This is a genomic window from Polaromonas sp. 39-63-25 (genome assembly GCF_002278925.1).
Taxonomy (GTDB): Bacteria; Pseudomonadota; Gammaproteobacteria; order Burkholderiales; family Burkholderiaceae_C; genus Polaromonas.
On the sequence record NZ_NCJH01000001.1, the window covers coordinates 105,383 to 128,043 of the forward strand.

At 64.1% G+C, this 22,661-nt stretch carries 22 protein-coding genes; 14 read left to right on the forward strand and 8 right to left on the reverse strand.

From position 1 onward, the window contains the following. Positions 1-9: 9 nt before the first annotated feature. Positions 10-663, reverse strand: coding sequence for a response regulator transcription factor (locus B7X65_RS00550; RefSeq protein WP_293592046.1), 654 nt, complete (start codon positions 661-663; stop codon positions 10-12). 640 nt (positions 664-1,303) lie between these two features. Here B7X65_RS00550 and B7X65_RS00555 point away from each other — a divergent pair. The 6 genes from B7X65_RS00555 (at position 1,304) to B7X65_RS00580 (ending at position 7,899) form a co-directional block, all read left to right on the forward strand. Then, complete coding sequence (locus B7X65_RS00555) at positions 1,304-1,774, forward strand: hypothetical protein (protein WP_293592047.1); 471 nt, start codon at positions 1,304-1,306, stop codon at positions 1,772-1,774. A 161-nt stretch (positions 1,775-1,935) separates the two neighbouring features. Next, complete coding sequence (locus B7X65_RS00560; protein ID WP_293592048.1) at positions 1,936-2,364, forward strand: hypothetical protein; 429 nt, start codon at positions 1,936-1,938, stop codon at positions 2,362-2,364. An 83-nt stretch (positions 2,365-2,447) separates the two neighbouring features. Further along, on the forward strand, positions 2,448-4,160 hold the full coding sequence (locus B7X65_RS00565) for a DUF4384 domain-containing protein (RefSeq protein ID WP_293592049.1): 1,713 nt from the start codon (positions 2,448-2,450) through the stop codon (positions 4,158-4,160). A 19-nt stretch (positions 4,161-4,179) separates the two neighbouring features. Further along, a complete protein-coding gene (locus B7X65_RS00570) occupies positions 4,180-5,298 on the forward strand; it encodes a hypothetical protein (protein WP_293592050.1) in 1,119 nt (372 codons plus the stop codon). Between the two features lie 114 nt (positions 5,299-5,412). Next, positions 5,413-7,284, forward strand: coding sequence for a monovalent cation:proton antiporter-2 (CPA2) family protein (locus B7X65_RS00575; RefSeq protein WP_293592051.1), 1,872 nt, complete (start codon positions 5,413-5,415; stop codon positions 7,282-7,284). A 96-nt stretch (positions 7,285-7,380) separates the two neighbouring features. Continuing rightward, complete coding sequence (locus B7X65_RS00580) at positions 7,381-7,899, forward strand: hypothetical protein (RefSeq protein WP_293592052.1); 519 nt, start codon at positions 7,381-7,383, stop codon at positions 7,897-7,899. A gap of 222 nt (positions 7,900-8,121) precedes the next feature. Here the strand turns inward: B7X65_RS00580 and B7X65_RS00585 are convergent, their stop codons facing one another. Continuing rightward, a complete protein-coding gene (locus B7X65_RS00585) occupies positions 8,122-10,269 on the reverse strand; it encodes a PAS domain S-box protein (protein WP_293592053.1) in 2,148 nt (715 codons plus the stop codon). A 327-nt stretch (positions 10,270-10,596) separates the two neighbouring features. On the opposite strand from B7X65_RS00585, the gene B7X65_RS00590 reads away from it, so the two are divergent. Then, a complete protein-coding gene (locus B7X65_RS00590) occupies positions 10,597-11,286 on the forward strand; it encodes a DUF1223 domain-containing protein (RefSeq protein ID WP_293592054.1) in 690 nt (229 codons plus the stop codon). A 9-nt stretch (positions 11,287-11,295) separates the two neighbouring features. Here the strand turns inward: B7X65_RS00590 and B7X65_RS00595 are convergent, their stop codons facing one another. Next, on the reverse strand, positions 11,296-12,264 hold the full coding sequence (locus B7X65_RS00595) for a LysR substrate-binding domain-containing protein (RefSeq protein WP_293592055.1): 969 nt from the start codon (positions 12,262-12,264) through the stop codon (positions 11,296-11,298). Positions 12,265-12,356: 92 nt separating this feature from the next. On the opposite strand from B7X65_RS00595, the gene B7X65_RS00600 reads away from it, so the two are divergent. From B7X65_RS00600 to B7X65_RS00630, 7 genes are all read left to right on the forward strand, one after another. Beyond that, complete coding sequence (locus B7X65_RS00600) at positions 12,357-12,668, forward strand: DUF2917 domain-containing protein (RefSeq protein WP_293592056.1); 312 nt, start codon at positions 12,357-12,359, stop codon at positions 12,666-12,668. Between the two features lie 465 nt (positions 12,669-13,133). Further along, positions 13,134-13,643: a hypothetical protein gene (locus tag B7X65_RS00605; RefSeq protein ID WP_293592057.1), complete on the forward strand. Its 510-nt coding sequence runs from the start codon at positions 13,134-13,136 to the stop codon at positions 13,641-13,643. A gap of 10 nt (positions 13,644-13,653) precedes the next feature. Further along, entirely contained in the window at positions 13,654-14,286 is a 633-nt protein-coding gene (locus B7X65_RS00610) for a hypothetical protein (RefSeq protein WP_293592058.1), read from the forward strand. A gap of 30 nt (positions 14,287-14,316) precedes the next feature. Beyond that, positions 14,317-15,528, forward strand: coding sequence for a hypothetical protein (locus B7X65_RS00615; protein ID WP_293592059.1), 1,212 nt, complete (start codon positions 14,317-14,319; stop codon positions 15,526-15,528). A gap of 77 nt (positions 15,529-15,605) precedes the next feature. Continuing rightward, positions 15,606-16,322, forward strand: a complete 717-nt coding sequence (locus B7X65_RS00620) for a C39 family peptidase (RefSeq protein ID WP_293592060.1) — start codon at positions 15,606-15,608, stop codon at positions 16,320-16,322. 80 nt (positions 16,323-16,402) lie between these two features. Then, positions 16,403-17,287, forward strand: coding sequence for a hypothetical protein (locus B7X65_RS00625; protein WP_293592061.1), 885 nt, complete (start codon positions 16,403-16,405; stop codon positions 17,285-17,287). A gap of 128 nt (positions 17,288-17,415) precedes the next feature. Then, positions 17,416-18,684, forward strand: coding sequence for a transporter (locus tag B7X65_RS00630; protein WP_293592062.1), 1,269 nt, complete (start codon positions 17,416-17,418; stop codon positions 18,682-18,684). 304 nt (positions 18,685-18,988) lie between these two features. Here B7X65_RS00630 and B7X65_RS00635 read toward each other — a convergent pair whose 3' ends face one another. From B7X65_RS00635 to B7X65_RS00655, 5 genes are read right to left on the reverse strand one after another with little or no spacing between them, the layout of a single operon-like run. Next, positions 18,989-19,348, reverse strand: coding sequence for a VOC family protein (locus B7X65_RS00635; protein ID WP_293592063.1), 360 nt, complete (start codon positions 19,346-19,348; stop codon positions 18,989-18,991). Next, positions 19,327-20,244 (reverse strand): AraC family transcriptional regulator, encoded by a 918-nt coding sequence (locus tag B7X65_RS00640; RefSeq protein WP_293592064.1) that lies wholly within the window; start codon positions 20,242-20,244, stop codon positions 19,327-19,329. The genes B7X65_RS00635 and B7X65_RS00640 overlap by 22 nt, the downstream gene beginning before the upstream one ends. A 13-nt stretch (positions 20,245-20,257) precedes the next feature. After that, positions 20,258-21,163: an SDR family oxidoreductase gene (locus tag B7X65_RS00645; protein WP_293592065.1), complete on the reverse strand. Its 906-nt coding sequence runs from the start codon at positions 21,161-21,163 to the stop codon at positions 20,258-20,260. Continuing rightward, positions 21,160-21,630, reverse strand: coding sequence for a GNAT family N-acetyltransferase (locus B7X65_RS00650; RefSeq protein WP_293592066.1), 471 nt, complete (start codon positions 21,628-21,630; stop codon positions 21,160-21,162). The genes B7X65_RS00645 and B7X65_RS00650 overlap by 4 nt, the downstream gene beginning before the upstream one ends. Beyond that, positions 21,627-22,580, reverse strand: a complete 954-nt coding sequence (locus B7X65_RS00655; protein ID WP_293592067.1) for a glutathione S-transferase family protein — start codon at positions 22,578-22,580, stop codon at positions 21,627-21,629. Before B7X65_RS00655 ends, B7X65_RS00650 begins: the two co-directional genes overlap by 4 nt. Positions 22,581-22,661 lie beyond the last annotated feature (81 nt).

Consider the following 22,661-nt stretch of genomic DNA (forward strand, 5'->3'; position numbering starts at 1 on the left):
GATGGTCCCCTAAAACAGGCCGCGATGCGCCGCATAACTGACCGCCTGAGCCCGGCTGCGCACATGCAGCTTGCGGTAGATGTTCTTGATGTGGGAGTTGATCGTCTGGCAACTGACGGCAAGCCGCGCGCCAATTTCGTTGCTGGTGTAGCCCGCAGCCACCATTTTCAGCACTTCCTTCTCGCGATCCGACAGCCTCTTGTTGCTCGTTCCGTTGGAAGAATGCCCGGGGTCCTGGCCATTTTGCAGCTTGTGCAACAGTCGCCGCGCGAGGTGGGGCGTGATGGAGGCGCCGCCATTGGCCACCTGCAGCACGGCTTCGGGAAAGTTGCCGAACCAGGAGTTCTTCACGAAGTAGCCTGTGGCGCCCAGTGTGAAGGCGCGCAAGGCATGTTCTTCGTCTTCCAGAGCGGAGATCACCTTGCTGGCCTCCCCTACCACATCGGTGCGCAGGTCACCCAGCAACTCCTGCGAGATCACCTTGCGGATGTGGGGGTCATCATCGATCAGCAGGACCCGCACCGGCTGCCCGGGCTGGCCGTTGAGGAAGTTGGGCCACAGCGAGGGGGGGCCCTCGTGTGCTGCCTGCAGGCCTGGTTGAAGTCCGCGAATATCGCGGGGCGTGGGCTGCAACGCAGCCGTGGTCTGGATGATGTTTTGCATAACTTCCCTGTACTGTTTTTTACCTACTCTTCAACGGAACCGGTGCAAGTGTGGAGAGTGGAGAGTGGAGAGTGGAAATCTGTTGCGTTATGACTCTCATTAAACAAATCCTGGATGGCGCCGGTGGCACCACCCCGTGGCCTCACTGAACACCCTTGCCCTTGACTGCTTGCCCACTCCCAAAATCTTGCTGAAAACCTTCGCTGATTCGTTACATCAGGTCACCTGGTTCGCGAGGCAGAAACATCGAACATCCGTGATTTTTTTGCGCAATGGAGCAATTAGGTCGCAAATGGGTGACCCCATTGATGTTTATTTCTGCGTGTTTCCTTGGATACAGCTTGTTACTGACTATTTCCCTTCGTCGAGGCATTTCACAAATTGATAGCGCTGTCCCCTTGCAGTGCCGTCGTTGCCACATCGATTGCTGAAAAGGGGAGACGGCTTTTCTCCCCCGATTGAACTACTCACGACTGGTTATTGGCGTAACCCTGAGTCATACCCAAACTCCACCTCGACAACGCCGAAAGAGCTGCAATTTCCACCTGAAAGAGCTGCTCTCCACCGCGAAGTCAATGTGGCTGGTCGCCGGACTCCCTGGCGACCAGAAGGTCTTAAGTCACTTTTTAAGGAAACTGTCATGAAAAAACTTGTACTCCTCGCCTTGTCCGCTGTTGCTACCGCTGCGATGGCCACCGGCCCGACACCTGCCAGCGAAATCACGATCAACGGCAACTCCGCCCAGATCGCTGTGCTATCAAGCTCCGGCGTCGTCAACACCGCCAACGGTGAAGACTCCCTGGCCCAGCAAAACCTGGCCAGCAATGCCGGTGATGTGACGGTCAATGGCAACTCGCTGCAGATCGTTGGTGCACGCAGCAGCTATGTGGGCAATACCTCGAACGCCAACACGGTGGCCCAGCAGAACCTGTCGTCCAACATCGGTGAAGTCACTGTCAACGGCAACTCGCTGCAGGCCACGCTGATGGACGCCAGCTATGTGCTCAACAGCGCGACCGGCCGTGATGCGACAGCGGTGCAGAACATTGCCTCGAACAATGCCTGCTTCGCCTGCACCACGACCAGCTCTGGCCACGGCCACGGCCACTGAGAGCGCCGTTCCAGGGCCTCTTTGGTCGTCGAATCCGCTGTCAGCCCAGGCTGATGCAACGGTTTCGCGGCGCGAAGGCCCTGGTGGGGCGTGCCGGGTCAGGCGGCGCCTGATCCGGCACTTTTCCACTTTCCTTTTCCTTAACGTGTGGAGATTCCGTCATGAAAACATCATCGCAGGTAGTGGGCGCAGCCACCATGGCCGCCCTGTTTCTGATGGGGTCCGCGTGGGCACAGAATGCGCCCGGCGAGGATCCGGTCATTCTGACCAAACGCATCTCGGTGCAAATGGCCCCGATCGGCGGCGCACGTCCGAGCTCGCCGCTGGAGTCCATGAACAACATGCCGGCATGGATGAAGGCCAAGGTCGCACGTTACGAGGCCAAGGCCAATTCCGATCAGAGCAACGGCATCTCGACCGAGGAGGACGCAACCCGCTCGGCCAGTTCCGACGGATTCAAGAAAACCTGCATCCAGGAAGTTGGCAGCACGACGGTGGCCAGTGCTGCGCCCGGTGCCCGGCAAAACGGTCTTTCCAGCAACCAGCAGATCGTGGTGCTCAAGGGTGATCTCGTGAATATCTGCAAGTAGCCGTCGCCACTGCCGCGCGGCCGACCAGGCATGCCTTCAGGCCGTCATTTCAAAATTTTCACAATCGTCGCGGGGAGAACAACATGAAACCATCCATCCGGCTTGCGCCTGCCAGGTCCCGCCTCAGCTCGCTGGCCCTCGTGCTGGGCCTCGCGGGCGCCGTCCTGCTGGCGGGTTGCGCGACGCCGGCCGATCCGCGCGACGATGCCAAATTCCAGTCCTATGCCAGCGCCACCAACCGGCCGGTGGTTCGGCCCGTGCGATCAGTCTCGAGTTTTTCCGATTCGCTGATGTGCATGGACTACCTGTTCCGTGAGGCGGAGATCTCCACCACGCTGATCACCAGCAAGCAGATCCCCGATTTTTCGACCCGGGTTCCGGTTGCGACGAAAGACATGATCATCACGGCGCTCTCGCAGATGTCCCGGCTCAGCAATGCCTTCCGTTATGTCGACTACGAAGTCGACATCGCGCGCCAGGACACGGTGCAGAACCTGACCACCATCCTGCTCAACAACAACCAGATCCAGCTGCAGCGCCCTGCCCTCTATTTCTCCGGCGCGATCGCGTTTGTCGACCAGAACGTCATCAACAACCGCTTCGAGGTGGGCACCGCTGCCTCGCGGCTGGACACCGGCTACAGCAAGAACCGCAACGCCACCATCATCGGGCTGGAGTTGCACATCGGCGACTTCCGTTCGCGCACCTTGATCCCTGGACTCGACTCCGCCAATGAAGTCATCATCGCGTCCGGCGGGCAGGGCCTGGACCTGGCCGGCCGGATCGGCAGCTACGGCGTGCAGTTCAATGTCGGTCGCGACTATGCGCAGGGGGCCGGTGCCGCCATCCGTACGCTGGTGGAGCTCGCCACCATCGAACTGGTCGGCAAATGGGCGCGGGTGCCTTACTGGCAATGCCTGACCCTGGAACAGACCCATCCCGACTTCCAGCGGCAGTTGCGCGACTGGTACGACCAGGGCTCGCCGCTGCTGCACAACAAGCTGGTACAGCGCTCGCTCATCAGCCATGGCTATCTGGGGCCAAACGGCACGCAACTCGATGAAAACAGCCCGGAGTTCCGGACAGCGCTGGGACGCTTCCAGGCCGATGCCGGCATGGTGGTGTCCGGCAGAGTGGATTTTCCGACCTACGAGCGTGCCCTGCGCCACTTCGTCTCGCTCGGCAAGGACGGCAAACTCGTGCAGATCGGCTGGTCCGCGACCAGCGACTCGCCGCAGGCCAACGCGGCTGACTACCAGCGCCCGGGCGGCACGAACCCCTACGGCCCCTCGGCCTATGGCAGCGCAGCGCCGTCCAGAAAGATCAGCCTGCAGATCGAAAACGTGCTGGTGGGACGCTCCGCTTTCGAGGTGGGCGAGCAGATCTTCCTGTCGGCGAGCCTGTCACGCGCGTCCTACCTGTACTGCTTCCTGCATGAAGCCGGCGGCAAGGTGATGCGCCTGCTGCCCAATGCCACGAATCCGAATGCCTTGTTGAGCGCCAACCAGGCGATCCGCATTCCCGACTGGATGAGCCCCACGCCCGGCTTCATCATGGATGCGACCAGCGCGGGCACCGAGCGCGCGGGCTGTTTTGCCACCGATGCCGACGTCGCCGGAAAACTGCCGCAGTTCCTGCAGGCCCCGGCACTGGTACCGTTGCGGCAGGCCACCAGCCTCGAGGACATCAACAAGGCGTTCGCCAGCAGTCTGGGACCGGATGGCTACACCTTTGCGGGTGTGCAGTGGCAGGTCGGGCCCAGGCGCGCCGCCGCGCCACCTGCAGCCGCGCGTTAGTCCGCTGCAGAAGCCGGCCATGTTGCGGTTCATCATCCGTGTCACCTGCTGCTGCCTGTGGCTGGGAGCGGTCCAAGCTGCCGGCAGCATCGCGCCGGAGCCGGCTTTCGACGGATCACCGCCGCCTGCGCCACCGCTGCGCGCGGCGGATCCGACGCCCGAAACGCTCAGCGCCACCGAATTGCCGCCGCCTGCGCTGCAGGCCGGGGAGCGACCCTCGGCGCTGGAGGCGGAAGTCGCGCGCCTGCGCTCACGGGCGCTGTCGGCGGAGCCGCAACCGGGCCGCGTTGCGCGGGAGCAGGCCCGCGCCTCCTGGCTGCTTGGCCTGCTGTATCTGCACGGCATCGGGGTGACAGCCAGTCCGGCGGAGGCCGCCGTGTGGTTTGAGCGCGCGCGTGCGCTGGGTGAGCCGCTGGCCGCCGCTGGCCTGGCCTGGTGCGAGATCGATGGCTGCCGCACGGCGCCCAACCCTGCAGAGGCGCAGCGCTGGATCACGCTGCTGCGCCGGGTGGACCTGCCGCGTGCCCAGTACCTGCAGTGGCTGGTCGACGAGCGGCTGTCGCCACTGCACCTGGCAACCCCGGGCTTGCGCGGCGAACCCGCTTCCGCGCCCCCCGCGCCTGACCGGCAACTGCTGCTGAGCGCGGCGCGCGGTGGCAACGTGCATGCCCGGATAGAACTCGGCTTCGAAAGCATCACTGCCAACCGGCCCGCGGAAGCGCTGGAGCATTTTCGCGCGGTCGCGTCCAGGTCGCAGGCGGCTTCTGCCAATGCAACCTTGCTGTCGGAACGGCTGCGCATCACACCGCCCGCCCGCAGTCCGGCCTCGGCCGCCGACGCCTTTGCACGGGCGCAGCGCAACCACCGCGGCGAAGGCCAGCCGGCCAATTTCGTGGAGGCCATCCGCCTTTACCGCCTGGCGCAAAGCCAGGGCAGCGAGCCGGCCAGAAGGATGCTGGAGCTGATCTTTTCCCGGCCCGGCCCCGACGGGCAGGTCGATGTCGCCTGGATGCAGCAGCTGGCCTACCTGAACCTGGTCAGCGGCGTGCCTGCGCTGGACAGCACCACGGTCCGCCGCGCGCTGCGCCGCGAGCCGACGCCGCTGTTTGACATGCTGCCCGCCTACCTTCGCAAGTAGCCAGGAAGGGAAAGCAAAGAGGCCCGCCGGCCCGATGGCGTGCAGGCCTTGTGCCGCCAAACTCCGCTACCATTTCGGGCATCAGCCCCGGCGGGGCGCGTCCACGGGAATGTGATGGCAGTCGAACAAGGCAGTGAGCTGGTCAAGGTGGTGGTGTTGCTGGCTGCCGGCGTGCTGGCCGTGCCGCTGTTCAAACGGCTGGGTCTGGGTTCGGTGCTCGGTTATCTGGCGGCCGGGCTGGCCATCGGCCCCTTCGGCCTGGGTTTGTTCAGCGAAGCAGGCACGATTTTGCACCTGGCTGAACTCGGCGTCGTGATGTTCCTGTTTGTCATCGGGCTGGAGATGCAACCGACCCGGCTCTGGACGCTGCGGCGCCAGATCTTCGGCCTGGGCTTGGCGCAGGTGGTGGTTTGCGGCGCCCTGCTCACGGCGCTGGGCATGGGCGCCGGGTTGAAACCGGTGGTGGCGTTCATCGCGGCCATGGGTTTTGTGCTGTCGTCCACCGCCATCGTGATGCAGCTGCTCGAAGAACGCGGCGACACCTCCACCCCGCGCGGCCAGCGCATGGTGTCCATCCTGCTGCTGGAAGACCTCGCCATCGTGCCCTTGCTGGCGATCGTGGCTTTTCTGGCGCCGGCTGCGAACGACGGCGCGGGTGTGTCGCGCTGGGTCAGCATCGGCGTGGCGCTGGCGGCCATCATCGGCCTGGTGGCGGTCAGCCGCTGGCTGCTCAATCCACTGTTTCGCGTACTGGCGCGGGCCAAGGCACGAGAAGTCATGACGGCCGCAGCCCTGCTGGTGGTGCTGGGCGCGGCCCTGGCCATGCAGTGGGGTGGCCTGTCGATGGCGCTTGGCGCCTTTGCCGCCGGCGTGATGCTGTCCGAATCCACCTTCCGCCACCAGCTGGAAGCCGACATCGAGCCCTTTCGCGGCATTTTGCTGGGCCTGTTTTTCATGGGTGTGGGCATGTCGCTGGACCTCAAGCTGGTGCTGGCTGACTGGCCGCTGATTCTTGGCGGTGTGCTGGCCTACATGGCGTTCAAGGGCATGGGCATTTACGCCGTGGCCCGCGTCACCAAATCGAACCATGGCGACGCCCTGCAACGTACCGCCATGATGGCCCAGGGCGGCGAGTTTGCCTTTGTGTTGTATTCGGCGGCGGCTGCGGCAGGCATCGTGGAGGCCAGTGTCAACGCCGTGCTGACGGCCGCCATCATCATCTCGATGGCGCTGACCCCGCTGGCGGTCATGTCGCTTCGCTGGCTCCTGCCCGCCAAGCCGGAGCAGGACATGGACGGTGTTGACGTTGCCCAGGACCTGCGGGGCAGCGTGCTCATCATCGGTTTCGGCCGTTTCGGGCAGATTGCCAGCCAGTCGCTGCTGGCGCGCGGCATCGACATTGCCATCATCGAAAACGACACCGACATGATCCGCGCGGCGGCCCAGTTCGGCTTCAAGGTGTATTACGGCGACGGCACGCGGCTGGACGTGCTGCACGCCAGCGGCGCCGGTCATGCCCGTGCCATTCTGGTCTGTGTTGACAAGAAAGAGGCAACCAGCCTTATCGTGGAACTGGCCAAGCATGAGTTCCCCCTGACCCCGGTGCTGGCTCGCGCCTACGACCGCCAGCACGCGATCGAATTGATCCGCCTGGGCGTGGACTACCAGCTGCGCGAAACCCTGGAGTCGGCCCTGACCTTCAGCAGTGCGGCGCTGCGCCAACTCGGTGTGCAGGAGGCCGAGGTTGCCGAGGTGGCCGAAGACATACGCCGCCGCGATGCCGAGCGCCTGCAGTTGCAGCTGTGCGGCGACATCAGCAGCGGCATCGACCTGATGCATGGCGGACGCTGGACACCGGCGCCGCTGACCAGGCCGAAGCAATCCGGCCAGGCACTCAACGAGCAAGCCGCCGAAGCGCTGGAGCCGGGCGGCTCACGCCCACCCGACCAGCCGGAGCCAGGCACCGACGCCACCAGGCCCGGCTGATTGCGCTGTTCTCCGCGCGTGCGGACAGGCTTTTTTCCTACAGACAGGGCCGGGCGCGGCCAGCATGATGAGAACTTCAATTTCTGGAGCCCGACCATGCGTATCCGAACCATTGTGTTAATCGTCGCCATTGTGCTGATGGCCGGTTTTGCCGCGCTCAACCTGGACGAGTTCAGCCGGCCCTCGATGCTGAGCCTGGGCTTCACCACCGTGCAGGTGCCGCTGGGCATGGTCATGCTGGTGCTGCTGGCGGCGGTGCTGCTGGTGTTTCTGGCGACGACGCTGTACATCCAGAGCACCCACCTGCTGGAAATGCGCCAGTCCACCCGTGCGCTGACGGCCCAGCGCGAGCTGGCCGACAAGGCCGAAGCCTCGCGTTTCACGGAACTGCGACAGTACCTCGAAGCCCAGGCCGTAGTGGCCCAGCAGCGCGAGGCCGCCCACGGGACGGTGCTGGCAGAACGGCTGGCCCAGACCCAGCAGGTGCTGATCGGCAAGATCGAGCAGTCCGGCAACACCCTGGCCGCCTACATCGGCGAACTGGAAGACCGCCTGGAAACGCGTGATGGCGTGCGTACACGCGTCGTGCGTACGGACACGCCTCCCCTGCTCTGATCTGCGACGGCATCGGGGAATTCACAAAAGTAAATTCCATCGGGCTACTTTTTCTTCGACTCCCCGCCTGGCAAAGTCCCTGGACGATTTCAGCACTTTGCAGGAACTCTCGACAATTAGCGAAGTACGTCGAACACATCGACATCAAGCTTCTTTGTCGGAGCCAATCCACTGGCCGCATCTACTGCGCCAACGTTCACGGTGCCCTGAAATTCATAGCACTCAACCAGGAATCGTATCGTCCCCGGAAAGCCCAACCGCATGGGCTGCCGCCGGCGCGGGGATCGTCACCTCTACCCGGGTTCCGTTTCCCCGCCCGCTGGTCACAACAAGCTTACCCTTCAGCAGGTGGACGCGTTCGCGCAACCCGGCGAGACCCAGGGACAGGGGCTTGCGCGGCCCGCCAGTGTCAAACCCGACACCGTCATCGACGACCGCAAACCGGATTTCTGTTGCGTTGCGCTCGCCGCTGACCTCGACATGATGGGCGCGTGCATGCTTCGCCACGTTGACCAGCGCCTCCTGCAGGATGCGGAATACCCCGGTGGCGTAGGGCTCCGGCAAGTCCAGGTCCCCTTCAAGCTGGACGGTGCAGGCAACCCCTGTACGGCCGGTGAATTCCTCGCCAAGCCACTCGATACTGGCGGCAAGGCCCAGGTCGTCCAGCAGCAGAGGCCGCAGGTCGGCCGCTATGCGGCGGGTGGCCGCCACGGTGGCGTCGACCTCGGCCACCATCCGCGCCACGTTTTGCGCCATGTCGGGGTTGCTGGTCCTTAGCGCACCACCCAGTTGCACAAGGTCCATCTTCAGAACGGCAAGTGACTGGGCCAGTTCGTCGTGCAGTTCCCGCGCGATCCGCGCCTTCTCCTGCTCGCGCACGTGGCTCGCTTGCGCGGCCATCTGCGTCAGGTCATCCCGCACCCGCACGGCTTCGGTGACGTCCCGGATGATGACCGTGTAGAGCCGGTCCCCGCCCCTGTCCACATGTGAAATGGACGCTTCGATCGGGAAAACCGTCCCGTCCATGCGCAGTCCGCTCACGACCACGCCGCCGCTCCCGCCCATCCGCCGTGAAGTCTCGCCCGTACGTCCGAACCGCCGCACCTGTCCCTCGTGTGCGCCGCGGTGCTCGGACGGAATGAGCATTCCCAGAGGCTGGCCCACGGCTTCGTGAAAGCTCCAGCCGAAAATCCGCTCTGCCGCGGGGTTGTAGATGACGATGCGCTGGGATTCGTCCACGGCCACAATGCCGTCCATGGCCGACGCGAGAACCGCGCTCCATCTGGCCTCGTTGCCGCGCAGTTCCGAGCTGGCGAGGGTCATGGCGGCCGCGAGTTGGTCAGCTTCCACAATGCCCAAGGGCGGCACGCTGACCGCTGCGCCTCCCCCAAGTTCGCGGGCAGCGTTGTTCAACATAGCCATGGCGCGGCCGATGCGCTGCGCGTACCACCACGCAGAAGCGGCGGCCAGACCCAGTACAAGCAGGACGGACACGGAGAACCAGAGCAGCGGCATGTACAACTCGCGCGCCAGTTCGGCTTTCGGCACACCCACCACCACCGCCCAGCCGGCATCGCCCGTAGATGAATAAAGTGTGCGAACCGGAATGCCTTCGAGGGTAACGCCATCAAAAGCGCCTTCCCGGGCGATTGACAGCGCGTGGGCGATGGTGCGGGAGGCCGGCGTACCGACAAACTTGTCGGACTCTATGGTACGCGCCACCACCACGCGCGCGGAGTCGACGATGGCGCCAATCCAGGTTGGCGGCAGGGCCTGCTGGCGCAGGAGATCATCGAAATGGCGAAAGTCGAGGGTCGTCGACAGGGCGTACCGCACCTGACCGTTGATACGCACAGGAACACTCACGATAGCCAGCGGCTCGCCCGACGCTGGTGCTTTGATTACCCGGGCTATCGGCCTGCCCCCCAGGATGACTGGCATGGCTGGCGCTTGGGCGCCCAGCGCCGGCAATGGTGCGCCATAGGGGCGGGACGTGTTGACGAGCTGCTGGCCACGCTCATCCAGCACGACGACGGTGCCCAGGCCCGTCGACACCTGGAACGACAGGGCCTGCTTATAGAACGTGGCGAGATCCTGGTTGCGCAGGGAGTCAGAAACAGACAGGGCGATCAGGCTGGCCTCGACCTCCCGAAGCCGGGAGTCGACCGCGACCGCAAGCGCGCGGGTCGTACGCAGCGCGCTGGCCTGCGCCTCTTCCTGTATGCGCATGGCCTGAAGGACGATGAACAGCAGGACGAGCAGCACCGCCGGACCCAAGGGCAGCGCGGCGAGCGTAAGCAGACGTGACCTCAGGGTCTGAGGTTTCCGCCATATCGTCTCTCCCTCCGGCACTTTGCGCATCATAGTCATGGGATTCTCATGCTGCCAACTCAAGAACGCATGGCATTGGTAGTAGTTAATGCCATTGAAACTGGCCCTGGTAGACCAATAGTACCCATTTTGGCTGACCCACTTGAGGTGCCCTGCTGGTTTTGAAAGCCGGAGGAAAGAGCCCGTAACCCATGGTCATCAGGGGACCGCGCCTTCGGTTGGTGTGAAAGCGGCGCTGTAAGAACAGCCATTTCCGCACGACAAACAGGGGTTACGACTCTTTAAAGGACCCAGGTCATGGCTGTTTCTGCTACAAAATTAATAGCTGCCTTCGCCCTTGCCGCATGGGCCAGCGCCACATCTGCCATGTCAAACCAGTGCGCAGCCAGCTCCGGCCCCCTGGTGACGCCGGTGCTGGAGCTCTATACCTCGGAAGGCTGCAGTTCCTGCCCGCCTGCTGACAAGTGGGCCTCGACCCTCAAGGGAAAAGACCTGGTGGTGCAGGCCTTTCATGTGGGTTACTGGGACTACATCGGATGGGTGGACCGGTTTGCGGCGCCTGCGCACACCACGCGCCAGCGGGAAGTTGCCAACAGGAACCGGCTGCGTAGCATCTATACGCCGCAGGTGGTTGTCAATGGCCGTGACTGGCCTCAGTGGCACGGGGCAGAGCAACGCATCAGCGGCCAGAAGGAAACCGCCCAGATTCGCATTGAGCTCAGGCAGCTTGCTGGCGATCAGTTCGAAGCCGTGGTCACGCCGGTCAACGCGGCGGCACCGGTGCCGGCGTGGGCGGCCTACTGGACAGTCACCGAGCACGGTCACAACTCGAAGGTAAAGGCTGGCGAAAACGCCGGTGAGTTTTTGAAGCATGATTTTGTGGTGCGGCAATACACCCAGGCCGGCGACTACCGAAGCGCCGATGCCGCCCCGAAAAAGCTGGCCTTTCGCAGCATTGCCGCCACGCCCGGCCATGATCGACAGGTCAATCTGGTGGTGTTTGATCCGCAAGGCGGCAAGACCCTGCAGGCCCTGAGCCTGCAATGCCCGGCCTGACCGGCACCTTCAGGCGCAGACGATCTTCGCGGATTCGGCCTCGGCTATCAGCCAGCGCACGAAATCCTGCGCATCGCTGTTGCCGGCTGAACGCGGCGCCATGTTCACAAAGTAGCCGAACCGCGACGCGGCCCCGCTGAATGGCGCCACCAGCCTGCCGTCGCGCAGCAGCTCCGCCAGCAGCGGCAGGCGGCCGATTGCCACGCCCTGCCCTGCGACCGCCGCCGCCACCACATCGGAGTACTGCGAAAACCGGAGCGTATTCTTCATGCGCATGTCGGGCAGCCCCATGACCCGGAACCAGGGCTCCCAGTCCATGGTCAGTGGCTGGCCTTGAGGCATGTCGGTGGCCAGCAGGGTGTGGCCTGCCAGGTCCGCCGGTTCCGTCAAAGGCAGGGCGTGGTTCTTCAGCAGCAGCGGTGAACACACGGGCGTCACGGTTTCCTCGAACAGGGAACTGCCCTCGGCATTTTCTATGGTCCTGAGGCGGACCGAGACGTCGATGCCGCTTCGTTCCAGGTCCAGCACTTCCAGCGTGGCGGAAATGCGCACATCAACGCCCGGGTGTGTGGCGGTAAAACGTGCCAGACGCGGAATCAGCCACAGCGAGGCAAAGCCCGGCGTGGTGGTGATGGCCACCTGCCGCGCGGTGGTGGTGGCACGTACGCTGGCGGTGGCATCGCGCAGGCGCTCCAGGCAATCGCTGACGGCACGCTGCATGAGCTTGCCGGCGTCGGTCAGCGCCAGCGCACGGTGGCGACGCTCGAACAGCGCGGTGCCCAGGTCGGCTTCGATCTGCTGGATCTGCCGGCTGACGGCCGATTGCGTGAGAAACAGCTCGGCGGCCGCCCGGGTGAAACTGAGCGTGCGTGCGGCGGCCTCGAAGCTGTGAAGGAGCTCCAGGCGCGGCAGTTCGCTGCGGCGAAAGCCTTGGGCAAGGACTGCCGGGGAAGCAGGTTTCACATTCTTTGGAGGCATGCCAAGGATTCCAAATGACCGTTTGAACGCTCTGGGGCCGGCCAGTATATTCATTTCCACACCGAATGTGAAAGCTTAAAAGGAGTGCCATGATGACCGACTCAAGCCCCCTGGACCTGACCCTTGCCCACCAGGCGATGTTCAGCGTGTCCGATGTCGCCGGCGTACAGATCACCTGCCACGAAGGCAGTTTGTGGGTCACGCTCGATGACGATCCGCGCGACGTCGTGGTGGACGCCGGCAGCAGCTTTCTGACGACAGAGCACCGCCGCGCGCTGATCTACGCGATGGAACCATCGTCGCTGCGACTGGTGATGGCCGCTGCTGCCGCCCGGCCACGCCGCGCCGGGCGTACGCCGGCAGCGGCCGAGGTCAAGGTGACGTTTGCACTGCAGCCGGCCTGAACACCACCGGCACAACGACAACCGGCATGCGCCGAGCGGGCGAAGCCCGACCACGCCCGGTCATTCAGATGGCCACTGCCGGGTGTTCGCCGTCCCGGCTCGGCTGCTGACCTGACGGGCCGCGATCGCCCGGCCTTTTCGGGCCCTCCCCTGCCTTTTTTATACGCCCGGTTACCGGCTTTACACCTCGCCATAAGCCGGTTGTCAGGCCGCGCGCCTGTCGAAAAAATGACGCCTTCTCCAAGCGCCGCCTCACGAATCACGGGGCTGCGCGCCTAAAACACACTGGCTGCTTCGACGCCGGGGATACCCCATTGAAGGGATTGGCAGAGCCGGCGGCGGGGATGACACTGGCCCCCGATAACGCAGGCCATGAAGCCCTGTCACAAGGACGGCTTCGGCGCCACGCGATGTCGAGCAGACGGGTGATGCTGGATTCATCCGACAGCGAAGGGAGAAAAAATCATGTCTCGATATCCAGAGAGATGGGCTCGCGCTGGTGTGCTGGTGGTGGGTCAATTCGCTTTTGCCGCGCAGGTGTCCGCCGGGGATGGCTTCCTGGTCATCACCCGGGATGTGCCTTACCAGTCCGTGGCCGCTCCGCGCCATACCGGGCAGGTCAGCGGCGTGCAGACCGCGCCGGATGTCCAGGTCAGGGCCATGTTGGGTGCCGGATCCGCGGTCCGTGCCGGCGCAGTCACCGAGTTGACGGATCACGAGTCGGCGGCGATCGCGGGACGCGTGCAGAGCCACATGGGCAGCGTCGCGGCCACCGTGCAGACGGTGACGGCGCAGGCCGGGTTGACGTCCGAAAAATTCACCGCTGCAGGGGGCGACGCCTTCGGGCCGGCAGGTGGGCTGGGTTCCTTGGCTGCCGGCTTCGGCGCGCAGGCGGGAGGCAGTGTGACCCGCGCCACCGGTGCACTTGGCACTACCCTGACCGGCGTCCTGCTGCCTGCCGGCGGAACCAGGTAGGGAGACGGCCATGATCCGCATTCAACCCAAACCAACCACGGTTCTGGCGGCGCTGGCCTGGCTGATCTCACTTCCTTGCTTGAGCCAGGGAACAGGTCCGGAACTGCCGGCCTATGTCACGCGCAGCGTGATCGATGGCAATGCGCTGAGCAATGTTCGCGGCCGATTCGCCGTGAACATGGCAGCAGGAGATTCAAACGCCCAGACGAATGCGGGCGCCATGGCCATTGGCCTGGACGGCGGCACTGCTGCGGCCCTGGTCGGTGTGCATCAGGCGACAGGATGGATTCGCGCTACCGCGCCGGATCTGTCCATCGCGGTGATCGGAGGCCGAGCCTTTGCGAACAGCTCGGGCGCAGTTTCCGTGAACCAGACCAGTGGCGTGGGGAACACCCAGGCCAACGGCATGGCGGTTGCAGTGGGCTTTGATGTGGAAGCAGCTTCAGAGAGCGTGCTCGCTGCAACTGCTTCCGGTGTGGGGCTGGCTGGCCCGGCCAGGGGCGCAAACATGAAGGCGGTATCGATCTCCGATTCCGCCTTTCGCGGTTCGCGCGGCCTGGTCCAGATCAACCAGTCTGCGGGGTCGGGCAACAGCACGGCCAACAACTTCGCCTTCCAGCTCCAGCTGGGGACGAAACCTTAAGACAGCTCTTAACTTTTTGGAGATCATTCCATGAAAACGCAAAAAATGAAGTCTGCCCGTCTGGCACTGGCGGTGGCCACATTGTTCGCCGCTCCGCTGGCTTTTTCGCAGGACGGCACCCAGGACAGCAAGTCCACTTCGGCAACCAGTGTCAGTACGGACAGCAGTTCCACGGAGAACCGCACCAGGGTCAACATCGAGAAAGACCTGCGTTACCGGCAGGAGGTCAACGTCAGCGGTAATGTGCAGGTCACCGGTGCGATCGGAGTCGACTCGAGTTCCGCAGCCGTGGTTGACGACAAGCAGATCAACTACCTCAACGAGGTGAACAACGACGAAGTCACGAACTCGTCGGTGGTCAACGGCAACTCCCTGCAGAACGCAGCAGGCAACATCGGCCTGAACGTCACGGCCGGCGACAACAACCAGCAGGCGAATTCTGCTGCGCTGTCCGCATCCGATGCCAGCTTCCTGTTCGGTTCGTCCGACGCTGAAATCTTTGCACGCCAGGATGTCCAGGCCAACCGGGCCATCAACTTCGGCAACACCAACGCGGCAACCCTGGCCGGCAATGCGTTGCAGAATGCGACCGGCAACATCGGAGTCAACATCTCCGCCGGCAACAGCAACCAGCAGAAAAACGACCTGGCGGCGTCTGTCGCTGTCGCACGCATGGCCACGGCAACGGTGGCGGTCAAGCAGATGAACGACCACAACGTCACGTCCAACACGCCCAAGCAGCGGGAAGTCGTGACCATGGTTCCGGTGGATCTTGCCTTCCAGTCCCGGGGTATCTATGCGGGCATCTCCGACCAGAAGGGTGACCAGTACCCCGACACCTGGAACGGCACCACCCATCCGGGCGGTAGCCAGACCGGGCACCTCGACCTCGACAGTGCTGTGCAGGGCGCGCAGAATCGCCAGGCCTCGTCCGGCCTGAACGCCAACGGCACACCCAATGGCGACTCCAGCGCCGGAGGCGCCCTGAGCTTCAATGAGCAGGGCGACATTGCCTTGAGCGGCTCGGTCACCGGCATGATTCCCGTCGTGACGCGTGTCAGCATTGCCACGACCAACACGTCTTCCCTGGGTGGCAACGCCTTGATGGGCGCGGCGGGCAATATCGGCGTGAACATCGCATCGGGCACCAACAACCAGCAATACAACGGTATGGCTGTGTCGGCGACCCACGCCGGTGGCACCAACGGCGGTGGCGGCGGCGGCGAGGCACTGCGCCGCTGAAGCTCCATTGCTGGATCAACCTTCGGCCGCCCTCCCCCGGCGGCCGAAGGCTTTCAACTGGACAAGGATGAACCGCCATGCCCCTGGCAAACCACAAATGGATCCCGCCTGCAGCGTGGCTGCTGGGCCATGCCCTGGCCAGCCTGACGGTGGCGGGCCACGCCGGCGCGGTTGGCCTTGGCGGTGTGATTCCCGGCGCGGGCGCCATCCACAAGAACGTCCTGAGCATGCGGGAAATGCGGTATGTGGACATGGTTCCGCAGAAAACCGACTTCAGTTGCGGTGCGGCAGCGCTTGCCACCATCCTCAATTACGCCTATGGCCAGAAGCTGACGGAAGACGAGGTCATCCAGGGACTGCTCCAGGTCAGTGATCCCACCATCGTCAGGGAGAAAGGATTTTCCCTGCTCGACCTGAAAAATTACGTTCAGGCCCGGGGCATGCGCGGCCGCGGCTACAACATGGCGCCCGAGATGCTGGACAGGATCAAGGTCCCCACCATCGTGCTGCTGGATATCCGGGGGTACAAACATTTTGTGGTGCTCAAGAAGACGACGCCGGACAAGGTCTACCTCGCCGATCCGGCGCTGGGCAACCGGGTCGTCGCCAGGCAGGAGTTTGTGAGCGGCTGGAACCGGGTGGTGTTCGCCATCATCGGCCAGGGCTTTGAACGTGACACCGTCCTGTTGCGCCCCAGCGAGCCGCTGACAGCACGCAGCACCATGGACACGTGGCGGCCACTGACGGATGCCCAACTGCTGGAGTTCGGTTTCTCCAGCGCAGAGCTTTTCTGAGGCCTTGCGCGACGAATGAGCAAGGCCATGGTCTTCGGTTGACGGACAGCACGCTGTCCTGAAGTTTGAGGGGAAATGTGATGACACGAACCATTTATTCATTGGCGCTTGCCGCGGCGCAAAAGGAAAAACCGTGGCGCGGCAGATCGCCGTCCACTGCGGGCGGCTGCAGGTCATGGCAACAACGTGCGCTGGTGGCAGCGTTGGCAGGTGCCCTCGCGACCCTGCCCCTGGCACGCGCCGCACTGCCGCCCGACCTGAAGGTATTTGATCATGCGACGGTCATTGCCGACGATGAACTCGGCCACATGCGCGGCAAATTCGTGGCGGCCGGTCAGGTCATGTACTTCGGCGTCGAAATGGTGACGCAGTGGCTGGCCTCGTCGGGACAGGCCATTACCGCGTCCGGGGTGTTGCAGATCAATCTGTCCGGCAACACGCCGCAGGTCAGCTTTGTGCCGACCATCACCGTGGAGCAGAAGGCGGCGATGGGCGGCGCTGCAAGTCAGGGCTCTGCGGTGGCCGGCGGCGGCGGTGGGCTGCAGGACGTCACCGGCGTGGTGCAGAACATCCAGGTGGCGGGCACCTCGAACGGCATCACCAACACCATAGGCATCAACGTCCAGAACGCATCGGGGCAACCCGCTCCGCAGCCCCAATCAACCGGCTTGCTCTCGGCGTCCACCACCACGGCCAGTGGCAGCGTGGCGTCCGTCGGGCTGGGCGGCAACGGCATGAATGTCGCCGTCGCCGTTCCGGACCAGGGACGGGCAATGCAGCAGATTCGCCAGGTGGGCATGGGCGGCGGGCAGGTGTTGCAGTCGGTGCAGCTGGGTGGGGACGTCAACCAGATTCACAACAGGATCAGCCTCAATGTCCAGATGAATTCCGCGTCCGGACCGGCATCCGCGGCGGGCAACCAGTTGCTGGGAATGAAGCTGATGCCGCAAAGCGGCGCTTTTTGATCCGTCCGGGCGGGCCAACCGTGCCAGTCCGGAACGCGCCCGGGGATCGCACGGGGCGCTGAAGAGGAAAGCGCCGCGTTGCGGCGGCCAGCTGGTTGGGTAATCGAAAAACTGATGAGGGAGATCTTATGCGACGTTTTTTTCCGCTGCGGCCCCTGGTGTTGACCTTGGCAGCCGGCTTCCCCCTGGCTTGCCTGGCGGACAACGATGGCGAAGTGGCCGAGCTGCGCCGGCAGATACAGGAATTGACCCAGCGCGTGGACACGCACCAGTCCTCGCTGCGGGTGTTGGCCGGGCGTTTGCAGCAGCTTGAGGCGGCTGGCCCGGGCCAAGCGCGCTTGGTGAGAACGGCAGCCGATGGCTCCCAGCCTGATGCGTCGGCAAGCCGGGACCCGGCTTCCGCGGAGGGTGGCGGCGCAGAGACGGTGGTCCGGGAAGCGCCGGCTTCGCGCAGTGCCGAGGCGGTTTACCGCGAACAGAGCGCCATGTTCGACCGCAAATTCACCCTGGAAACGGGCCTGAGTTATTCCCACTCAAACCGGCGGGACCTTTTTCTCAACGGCTTTCTGGCGCTGGATGCGATCTTTTTGGGACAGATCAATCTTGACCGCATCAAGGCCGACACCCTGACCTTTGACCTGACGGGGCGTTATGCGCCGACGGACCGGCTACAGTTCGACATCAACGTGCCCTATCTGTACCGTTACTCCGCCTTTTCCTCGGTCGGCGCGGGTTTCAGCACCTCGGCGGTGGCCGAGAGGAATGTCTCGAACGGCGATATCGGCGACGTCAATGCCGGCGTGTTCTACCGCCTGGTCCAGGAAAGCGCTGACCGCCCTGACACCGTGCTCAACTTTCGCATCAAGGCGCCGACCGGAACCAGCCCCTATGGCATCAAGTTCGAGGATGCGCCGGATTCCGGGGGCAACCTGAAACTTCCCGAGAAGCTGCCGACCGGCAATGGCGTGTGGGCGGCTTCGGCCGGCGTGAGCTTCATCAAAACGGTGGATCCGGCCATCCTGTTTGCCAACCTGGGCTACACGCACCACTTCGACCGCAGCTTCAGCGATATCAGTTCGGACCCGAACACGAGAACGCCGGGCAGTGTCCGGCTGGGGGACCAGTTTTCGCTGGGCGCAGGTTTTGCCTTTGCCCTCAACGAACGCATGAGCCTGAGCACCTCGTATTCGCACCGCTTTGCCAGAAAAGCACGCATCCGCCAGCAGGGACAGGACTGGCAGACCGTCAATGGCAGCGACTCCAGCGCCGGCGTGCTCAACTTCGGCGTGACCTATGCCTTGTCGGACCGGCGGTCCATGGTATTCAACCTCGGCATCGGCGTCACCGCCGACGCGCCGGACATCACCATCGGGGTCAAGTTCCCCTTCAGCTTCTGACCTTGCCGGCGTCGGTCAGCACCACAGCGCGATGGCAACGCTCGAAGCGGGCCGTGCCCGGCTTCAAGCGGTTGGATCTGCCGGGTGACCGCCGATCGGGTGAGGACCAACTCGGCTGCCTCGTGCGTGAAACCGAAAGGGAGGCCTGCCATGCTTGACGATTCAAGGCCCTTTTTCCCTGCCCCTTCCCCACCATGCGACGTTCGGTGTGTCCGGTGCCGCCGGCGTACAAATCCTCCGCCACGAAAAAACCAGCCGGAGGGCGGCGCGCCCCCGTAGACGGCTACCGTCCTGTGCCCCGGCCTCAGGAGCAGACGGCTTCGACGTTGTTGCCGTCGGGGTCGATCAGGAAGGCGGCGTAATAGGTCGGGCTGTAATCCGGACGCGGGCCGGGTCCGCCGTTGTCGCTGGCGCCGGCTTTCAGGCCGGCTTTGTAAAAGGCGTCAACGGCTTTGTGGCTGGCTGCACGGAACGCGATGTGGGTGCCGGGACCCTTGGCGCCCTGGGACGCATAAAGCCACAAGGCCGGTGCGTCGGCCGGGCCGATGCCGGCGTAGCTGTCGTCGTGCGAGCTCAGCACATGGCCCAGCGGTGCGAGAGCGGCTTCGTAGAAACGGATGCTGGCTGCGAGGTCCCTGACCTTTATGCCGAGGTGGTCGTACATGGTGATTTCCTGCTTGAAGAGTGGATCAAGCGGTCATCATCGAGCAGTGCGGCCATGCGGTCTTGGAGAATCTTGCGCTCTCCTTTCAGGCCTTTTCTCGCGGCCTGGCGGAAGGCACGCGGCGAGACGCCGGCCGCGCGGTGGAAGGTGCGCACGAAGTTGCTGAGATCGGCAAACCCGACGTCCAGCGCCACATCGGTGACAGGCCGGTCGCCGCTGGCCAGCAGCCGCGCAGCGTGGCGCAGCCGGGAGCGCACCAGGTACTGGTGCGGCGAGACGCCGAGTACTCGCGAGAACAGCCGCAAAAAATGAAACGGGCTCAACCCCGCCTGGCTGGCGGCGTGGGCCAGGGCGATGTCTTCCTGCGAATGGGTGGTGATCCACATCGCCGCGTCCACGGCGCGCCGGCGGTCTCTGGCGGTGGCGCGCTGCGGCGTTGCCTTGCGGCCTGTCACCACGTCTACAAAACGGGAGGCGAACCACAGACCGGCTTCGTCCAGGCCGACATCGCTCTCCTTGCAGGCCGCCGCCTGCGCCAACTCGCCCAGCACCATGAGTTCGGGCAAAGGCGGCAGGCCGCCGGTGCGCCAGGTGACGGCGTCGCCGCCGATCAGGTCGACAAAACCCGGCGAGAGATGGAAAGCCAGGCATTCGTCGCCGCAGACATGGTGGTCATGGGTGCACATGAACTCGTCGCCCGGGTGGCCCACCAGCACCGAGCCGGCGACCAGCTCATAACTCTCGCCGCGCGTGCGATAGCCGAAACTGCCCTTGCGTACGTACGACACCGAGTAGCCGCTGTGCACCTCGGTGAATGGCCTGGCGTCGGGACCGGTGCTGCAGCGGTAGTCAACGACCTCGATGGGGCCGGACTGCAGTGCGGTGGCGGTCAGCATGAACGCCTCTCCTTCAGGCCTCGCGCAAGGCCTTCTTGAGCTCCTCGCCAATCTCCGGCTTGTGCGCAAACGGGTTGGTCGGGTTGCGCGCCTGCAGGATGTCTTCCAGCCGCGTCTGCACCGAGCCAATGGCCTTGGGGTGGCTGTAGATGTAGAACTGGTTGGCGGCGATCGCGTCGAACACCTTTTGTGCCACGTCGGCCGCCGTCACCTTGCCGGAGCCGACCGCCTTGTCGCTCATGGCCTGGCCGATCAATTGGCTTTTGGTCGGCCTGGCGGCCGGCAGCTCATCGGGCCGGTTGCGCTGGCTCTGGCTGATGCCGGTGGGCACGAAGAAGGGGCACAGCACCGAAGCGCTGATCTGGTCGGTGACCAGCGCGAGGTCCTGGTACAGGGTTTCGCTCATGCTGACCACCGCATGTTTGCTGACGTTGTATATGCCCATGTTGGGCGCATTGAGCAGCCCGGCCATGCTCGCGGTGTTGACGATGTGGCCCTGCCAGGCCGGGTCTTTTTTGGCGGCTTCCAGCATCATGGGCGTGAACACACGCACGCCATGCGCCACCCCCATGAGGTTGACGCCGATGACCCATTCCCAGTCCTTCAGCGTGTTCTCCCAGATCAGGCCCCCTGCCCCGACACCGGCGTTGTTGAAGACAAAATGCGGCGCGCCGAAACGTGCCAGCACGGCGGCGCCCAGCGCTTCGACCTCGGCGGCTTTGGACACGTCGAGGCGGAAAGCCAGCACCTGCGCGCCGGCGGCGGTCATTTCAGCCGCGGCCTTGTCGAGCGCATCCTGCTGCACATCGGCGAGCACGAGGTTCATGCCGAGCCGTGCGCCTATGCGTGCGCACTCGAGGCCGAAGCCCGAGCCTGCACCGGTGAGAACGGCGGTTTTGCCTTTGAAGTCACTGATCATGTTTGCTCCTGAAATGAAAGGGGTCGCAGCATCTCCACATGCGGAATGCCGTCTTCGATGTAGGGGTCTCCTGCTTTCGCAAAACCGTGCTGCAAATAAAATTTCTCAAGCCGTGCCTGCGCGCCTATACGGATGGGCTGCGCACCCCACTGCTCAACTACGCAGGCGATGGCCTGGCGCATGAGCTCGTGGCCCTGGCCGCTTCCGCGCAGGATCTGGCGGGTGATCACGCGCCCTATGCTCGCTTCGGCAAACTTCACACCGGGAGGAAAGCAGCGCGCATAGGCTACCAGCCCGCCATCGGCGGTACCCAGAAGGTGCACGGCCGCGTGGTCTGCACCGTCCATGTCCTGATAGATGCCGGCCTGCTCCATCACGAAAACTTCCGTGCGAAGCTGCAGGACGTCATAAAGCTCGGTAGTGGTCAGCGCCGCAAAGGGGACAGACCGCCAGGTGATGCCGCTCATGCCTGGGCGACAGTCTTCATGGCATAACCGATGCGCGGGAAGTGCACATGCAGCGTGCCGGCGCGCTCGTCGGTGCGGCTCAAGGTGTAGTGCGTACGTGTCGCGGCGATCAGCTCACCTTCGGTGGGCTCGGGGCCGAAACTTTCGGCCGTGATGCTGACGCGGCTGCCCAGCGGAATGCCATGTTCGTCCTGGAAGGTGCTGTCAGTCAACAGGCCGTGGCCGACCGGCATGGGGTCGGCAGCTGCCGCTGCAGCGATGGCCTGGACCGCATCGAATTTTTCCATGCTGCCGTGGCCGATGGCGGCCATGCGGTCCATCCACTCGAGTACGGCCGGCGTGAGCTGCAGGATGTCGGCTACCACGGGCGTGCGCACCCGGGTGAACCACAGCGGGTGGTAGGCGGAAAAGTCGGCGATGCAGGGCACCTGGCCGAGCAGGAAAGGTTGTTCGTCGAGCATGTCCGACAAGCGCCGCAAGTAGGACTTGTAAGCCGCGGCTGCATCGGCCGGACGCAGCCGCGTCATGTTGAAACTCATGGCCTTGCGGTCTTCGCCGAAAGCCCTGGCGGCCTCGGGGGGCGCGCCGGCAAACATGTGCGCAGCGCCTTTGGGGCCCAGGTTGTGCGCCATGGCGGCCCAGAACAGTGTGCTGTCGGCCCACTGCGCGATGATGCGCGCCAGACCCTTGCCCGGCTCGGGGTAGAGCGAAGGCGCGGGCTGCAGGTGCTCGAGCACATCGGCGATCAGCGCGCTGTCGCAATAGATGTCGGCACCGACCTGCAAAAACGGTGTCTTGCGGTAGCCACCGGTTAGCGCCAGCACGTCGGGCTTGGGCATGATGCTGGGGATGATCACCGACTTCCAGGCCAGTTGCTTGTAGCCGAGGATGAGGCGGACCTTCTCGGAAAACGGCGAGGTCGGGTAGTGGTGAAGAATCAGGTCGGCCATGGGAGCTCCAGTTGACCGTCATCCCGGGCTTGACCCGGGATCCATGACGGTGTGCCAGGGATGGATTGCGGATCAAGTCCG

Bases quoted from the DNA above. Each gene is read 5' to 3' on its own strand.
- B7X65_RS00630 (WP_293592062.1), top strand. From the start codon at position 17,416: ATGCGACGTTTTTTTCCGCTGCGGCCCCTGGTGTTGACCTTGGCAGCC.
- B7X65_RS00570 (WP_293592050.1), top strand. From the start codon at position 4,180: ATGTTGCGGTTCATCATCCGTGTCACCTGCTGCTGCCTGTGGCTGGGA.
- B7X65_RS00600 (WP_293592056.1), top strand. From the start codon at position 12,357: ATGACCGACTCAAGCCCCCTGGACCTGACCCTTGCCCACCAGGCGATG.
- B7X65_RS00625 (WP_293592061.1), top strand. From the start codon at position 16,403: ATGACACGAACCATTTATTCATTGGCGCTTGCCGCGGCGCAAAAGGAA.
- B7X65_RS00580 (WP_293592052.1), top strand. From the start codon at position 7,381: ATGCGTATCCGAACCATTGTGTTAATCGTCGCCATTGTGCTGATGGCC.
- B7X65_RS00615 (WP_293592059.1), top strand. From the start codon at position 14,317: ATGAAAACGCAAAAAATGAAGTCTGCCCGTCTGGCACTGGCGGTGGCC.
- B7X65_RS00635 (WP_293592063.1), bottom strand. From the start codon at position 19,348: ATGTACGACCACCTCGGCATAAAGGTCAGGGACCTCGCAGCCAGCATC.
- B7X65_RS00590 (WP_293592054.1), top strand. From the start codon at position 10,597: ATGTCAAACCAGTGCGCAGCCAGCTCCGGCCCCCTGGTGACGCCGGTG.
- B7X65_RS00655 (WP_293592067.1), bottom strand. From the start codon at position 22,580: ATGGCCGACCTGATTCTTCACCACTACCCGACCTCGCCGTTTTCCGAG.
- B7X65_RS00610 (WP_293592058.1), top strand. From the start codon at position 13,654: ATGATCCGCATTCAACCCAAACCAACCACGGTTCTGGCGGCGCTGGCC.
- B7X65_RS00575 (WP_293592051.1), top strand. From the start codon at position 5,413: ATGGCAGTCGAACAAGGCAGTGAGCTGGTCAAGGTGGTGGTGTTGCTG.
- B7X65_RS00595 (WP_293592055.1), bottom strand. From the start codon at position 12,264: ATGCCTCCAAAGAATGTGAAACCTGCTTCCCCGGCAGTCCTTGCCCAA.
- B7X65_RS00555 (WP_293592047.1), top strand. From the start codon at position 1,304: ATGAAAAAACTTGTACTCCTCGCCTTGTCCGCTGTTGCTACCGCTGCG.
- B7X65_RS00565 (WP_293592049.1), top strand. From the start codon at position 2,448: ATGAAACCATCCATCCGGCTTGCGCCTGCCAGGTCCCGCCTCAGCTCG.
- B7X65_RS00560 (WP_293592048.1), top strand. From the start codon at position 1,936: ATGAAAACATCATCGCAGGTAGTGGGCGCAGCCACCATGGCCGCCCTG.
- B7X65_RS00640 (WP_293592064.1), bottom strand. From the start codon at position 20,244: ATGCTGACCGCCACCGCACTGCAGTCCGGCCCCATCGAGGTCGTTGAC.
- B7X65_RS00550 (WP_293592046.1), bottom strand. From the start codon at position 663: ATGCAAAACATCATCCAGACCACGGCTGCGTTGCAGCCCACGCCCCGC.
- B7X65_RS00620 (WP_293592060.1), top strand. From the start codon at position 15,606: ATGCCCCTGGCAAACCACAAATGGATCCCGCCTGCAGCGTGGCTGCTG.
- B7X65_RS00650 (WP_293592066.1), bottom strand. From the start codon at position 21,630: ATGAGCGGCATCACCTGGCGGTCTGTCCCCTTTGCGGCGCTGACCACT.
- B7X65_RS00605 (WP_293592057.1), top strand. From the start codon at position 13,134: ATGTCTCGATATCCAGAGAGATGGGCTCGCGCTGGTGTGCTGGTGGTG.
- B7X65_RS00585 (WP_293592053.1), bottom strand. From the start codon at position 10,269: ATGACTATGATGCGCAAAGTGCCGGAGGGAGAGACGATATGGCGGAAA.
- B7X65_RS00645 (WP_293592065.1), bottom strand. From the start codon at position 21,163: ATGATCAGTGACTTCAAAGGCAAAACCGCCGTTCTCACCGGTGCAGGC.